Source organism: Pseudonocardia sp., assembly GCF_025965585.1.
Taxonomy (GTDB): Bacteria; Actinomycetota; Actinomycetes; order Mycobacteriales; family Pseudonocardiaceae; genus Pseudonocardia.
On sequence record NZ_JAOPWR010000183.1, the window covers coordinates 1 to 4,426 of the forward strand.

A 4,426-nucleotide genomic window follows, 5' to 3' on the forward strand; every position below is an offset into this window, starting at 1 on the left:
CCGCTTCATCGTGTCGACCGGTGTCCGGGAGCGGCTGGCGCAATCGTGACCGATCCCCTCCGGCGTTCTGTGGTCAGAGCGCGGGGATCACCGCCTCCCCGTACGCCTCGATCGTCGACTCCCGCGCATCGTGCATGGCGTAGATCGCGAACTGGTCCACGCCCAGCCCCTTCAGCTCCGCCAGCCGTTCCAGCTGGGCGGCGGGCGGGCCGATGAGGCAGAAGCGGTCCACCACCTCGTCGGGCACGAAGTTCGTGGAGGTGTTGCCGGCGCGGCCGTGGTGGCTGTAGTCGTAGCCCTCGCGGTCCTTGATGTAACCCGTGAGTGCGGCGGGCACCATCGCCGACTCCGCGCCGTAGCGCGTCACGAGGTCGGCGACGTGGTTGCCGACCATGCCGCCGAACCAGCGGCACTGGTCGCGGGCGTGTCCGAGATCGTCGGTCACGTACGCGGGGGCCGCCACGCAGATCGCGATCGATGCCGGGTCGCGCCCGGCCGCCTCGGCGGAGGCGCGCACCGTCTTGACCGTCCACTCCACGAGGTAGGGGTCGGCGAGCTGCAGGATGAACCCGTCGGCGCAGCGCCCCACGAGGTCAAGGGCCTTCGGCCCGTAGCCCGCCATCCACACCGGCAGCGACGCACCCGCGGGCACCCACGGGATCTGCACGGCCGTGCCGCCGAGGTCCACCGAGCGCCCCTCGGCCAGCTCGCGGATCACGTGCATCGACTCCTGGAGCCGCGCCAGCGTCGTCGGCGGGCGGCCCTGCACGCGCATCGCGGAGTCGCCGCGGCCGATGCCGCAGATCGTCCGGTTGCCGAACATGTCGTTCAGCGTGGCGTGCATCGACGCGATGACGGTCCAGTCCCGCGTGCCGGGGTTGGTCACCATCGGCCCGACGACGAGCCGGGACGTCCGTTCCAGGATCCGCGGGTAGATGACGTAGGGCTCCTGCCAGAGCACGTGCGAGTCGAACGTCCAGCCGTGGCTGAACCCGAGCTCTTCCGCCCGCACCATCAGGTCGACCACGGTCTGCGCAGGCGGGTCGGTCTGCAGCACCAGTCCGATGTCCATGTGGGGCTCCTAGATCAGGTATTGACAGGTGTCGCGGCGCAGGTAGTGGCCGTCGCCGGGCTTCCCGAGGTACTCGCCCTTGTCGATGATCACGCGACCGCGCGACAGCACCGTCTCGGTGCGGCCGGTGACCTCCTTGCCCTCGTACGGCGAGTAGTCCACGGCCATGTGGTGCGTCGACGCGGAGAGCACCTGCGTGGCGGACGGGTCGTAGACCACGATGTCGGCGTCGGCACCAGGCGCGATCGTGCCCTTGCGCGGGTAGAGCCCGAACATCTTCGCCGGGGTGGCGCAGGCGAGCTCGATCCAGCGCTTGCGCGAGATGTGCCCGTCGACGACGCCCTGGTGCAGCAGGTCCATCCGGCTCTCGACGCCCGGCATGCCGTTGGGGATCTTGGAGAAGTCGCCGATCCCCATCTCCTTCTGCCCCTTGAAGCAGAACGGGCAGTGGTCGGTGGAGACCACGGAGAGGTCGTTGGTGCGCAGCCCGCGCCAGAGGTTCGCCTGGTGCTCGACCGGCCGCAGCGGCGTCGAGCAGACGTACTTGGCGCCCTCGAAGTCCGGCCGCGCGAGGTCGTCGGTGGACAGGAACAGGTACTGCGGGCACGTCTCCGCGAACGCGTTGTAGCCCTCGTCGCGGACCTTCGCGATCTCCGCCAGCGCCGACGTCGCCGACAGGTGGACGATGTAGAGCGGCGCACCCGCCACCTGAGCGAGCTTGATCGCGCGGTGGGTGGCCTCGGCCTCGAGCAGCTCGTGGCGCACCTCACCGTGGTAGCGCGGGTCGGTCTGGCCGCGCTGCAGCGCCTGCTCCACCAGCACGTCGATGGCGATGCCGTTCTCGGCGTGCATCATCGTCAGCGCGCCGGTCTCGGCGCCCTTCTGCATCGCGCGCAGGATCTTGCCGTCGTCGGAGTAGAAGACGCCGGGGTAGGCCATGAACAGCTTGAAGCTGGTGACGCCCTCGCCGACGAGCGCCTCCATCTCCTTCAGCGACGAGTCGTTGACGTCGGCCAGGATCATGTGGAACGCGTAGTCGACAGCGCAGCGGCCCTCCGCCTTGGCGTGCCAGGCGTCGAGGCCCTCGCGCAGCGAGCCGCCGACGGACTGGATCGCGAAGTCGACGATCGTGGTGGTGCCGCCCCATGCCGCCGCCCGCGTCCCCGTCTCGAACGTGTCGGAGGCGAACGTGCCGCCGAACGGCATCTCCATGTGCGTGTGCCCGTCGACGCCGCCGGGGATCACGTACTTCCCTCCCGCGTCGATGACGGTGTCGGCGGTCCAGCTCTGCCCGGTCCCGAGCGCGACGACGGTCCCGTCCTCGATCAGGACGTCGACGGTCATCTCGTCGGAGGCGGTGATGACGAGGCCGCCCGTGATCAGTGTCCGGCTCATCGCATTACCTCGCTGCGCTCGGTCAGCGCTGCGCGCCGGCGCTGTGACATCGGTTCGGTCGCAAGCTCACTCGTGCGACGACACACCCGTCGTGGCGGCCGCACACGTGCTGCGGCGCCGGTGCGGGCCCGATCGTGCTTGCGGTGGCTCATGACACCTCTTCCAGCGCGGCCAGCAGGGCGGCCAGGCCCTCTGCGGCCTCGTCTCTCGTCAGGGTGAGTGGGGGCGCGATGCGCAGGACGTTGCCGTGCAGGCCGCCCTTGCCGACCAGCAGGCCGCGGCGCTTGCAGGCCTCCAGCACCGCGCTCGCGAGCTCGGGTGCCGGCTCGCCGGGTGTGCCCGTGCCGGGCCGGACCAGCTCGACGCCGATCATCAGCCCCTTGCCCCGCACGTCGCCGACGATCGGGTTCGCCGCCGCGCGCAGTCCGTCGAACAGGATCGGGCCCTGCGCGGCGGCGTTGTCCTGCAGCTTGTGGTCCAGCAGGTAGCGCAGGTTCGCGAGCGCCCCCGCGGAGGTCAGCGGCGAGCCGCCGAACGTCGAGATGTGGTTGGCGCCCAGGGAGTCCATGATGGACGCCGGGGCGATCACGCCGCCCATCGACAGGCCGTTGCCGATGCCCTTCGCGAACGTCACGAGGTCGGGTGTGGCCTCGCTGGCCTGCCACCCCCAGAAGTGCTCGCCGGTGCGTCCCCAGCCGGTCTGCACCTCGTCGGAGATCCAGAGGATGCCCTTCTCCCGCAGCACCTCCGCGAATGCGCCGAGCAGCCCGTCGGGGCCGGAGGTGAAGCCGCCGACGCCCTGGATCGGCTCGGCGATGAGCGCCGCGACGTCGCCGCCCGCCTGGTCGAGCACCTCGCGCAGGTCGGCCACGCACGCGGCGATGTACTCGCCGTCCGACAGCCCCGCGAACGGCGAGCGGTACTGCTGGCCGCCGTGCACGTAGTAGGTCTGGAACGGCGAGAGCGTCGTCGGCGACCACGACCGGTTGCCCGTGATCGCGATCGTCGAGAACGACCGGCCGTGGTAGCTGTTGCGCATCGCCAGGATCTGGTTCGACCGCCGCAGCGAGCTCGCCAGCAGCAGCGCGGCGTCGTTGGCCTCGGTGCCGCTCGGGGTGAGGAACACCTTGGCGTCGGGGATCTCCGACACCGTGGCGATCTGCTCGGCGAGCTCCACCATCGGCCGGTTCAGGTAGAGCGTGGAGCTGTGGATGATCCGGCCGGCCTGTGCGCTGACGGCCTCGGTCACCTCGGGCAGCGCGTGCGCCGTCATCGTGGTGAGGATGCCGCCGAAGAAGTCGAGGTAGCGGTTCCCGTCGCCGTCCCAGACGTGGCGGCCGTCGCCGCGCTCGATCTCGATGGGCTCGTCGTAGTAGATGGCGAGCCAGGACGGGAGGACGGCGCGCGTCCGCTTCAGAAGATCGTCGGTCATGCTGCCGCCTCCGCGGGAACAAGCACGTCGGCGGTCATGATGCCGCCTCCGCGGGAACAAGCACGTCGGCGGTCATGCTTCCACCAGCGGTCCGTAGGCGTCGGGTCGTCGGTCGCGGTAGAACGCCCACGTCTGGCGCACCTCGTCGATCAGCTTCAGGTCCAGGTCGCGCACCACCAGCTCCTCCTCGGATCCGCTCGCGACGTCACCGACGAACTGGCCGCGCGGGTCGACGAAGTAGCTGGTGCCGTAGAAGTCGTTGTCGCCGTACTCCTCCACGCCGACCCGGTTGATCGCGGCGACGAAGTACTGGTTGGCCACCGCCGCGGCGGGCTGCTCCAGCCGCCAGAGGTATTCGGACAACCCGCGGCTCGTCGCCGAGGGGTTGAACACGATCTGCGCGCCGGCCAGCCCGAGTTCGCGCCAGCCCTCGGGGAAGTGCCGCTCGAAACAGAAGTAGACGCCGAGGCGGCCCACCGCGGTGTCGAAGACCGGGTAGCCCAGGTTCCCGGGCCGGAAGTAGAACT

At 70.2% G+C, this 4,426-nt stretch carries 4 protein-coding genes; all 4 read right to left on the reverse strand.

What is annotated here, in order from left to right:
- Positions 1-73 precede the first annotated feature (73 nt).
- Positions 74-1,072, reverse strand: coding sequence for a TIGR03842 family LLM class F420-dependent oxidoreductase (locus tag JWR81_RS11765; protein WP_297650491.1), 999 nt, complete (start codon positions 1,070-1,072; stop codon positions 74-76).
- A gap of 9 nt (positions 1,073-1,081) precedes the next feature.
- A complete protein-coding gene (gene hydA, locus JWR81_RS11770; protein WP_297650493.1) occupies positions 1,082-2,467 on the reverse strand; it encodes a dihydropyrimidinase in 1,386 nt (461 codons plus the stop codon).
- 148 nt (positions 2,468-2,615) lie between these two features.
- Positions 2,616-3,899 carry an aspartate aminotransferase family protein gene (locus JWR81_RS11775; protein WP_297650495.1) on the reverse strand — a complete coding sequence of 428 codons (1,284 nt, stop codon included), beginning with the start codon at positions 3,897-3,899 and terminating at the stop codon, positions 2,616-2,618.
- 72 nt (positions 3,900-3,971) lie between these two features.
- Positions 3,972-4,426: nitrilase-related carbon-nitrogen hydrolase (locus JWR81_RS11780; RefSeq protein WP_297650497.1), on the reverse strand; the 455-nt coding region annotated here is incomplete at its 5' end.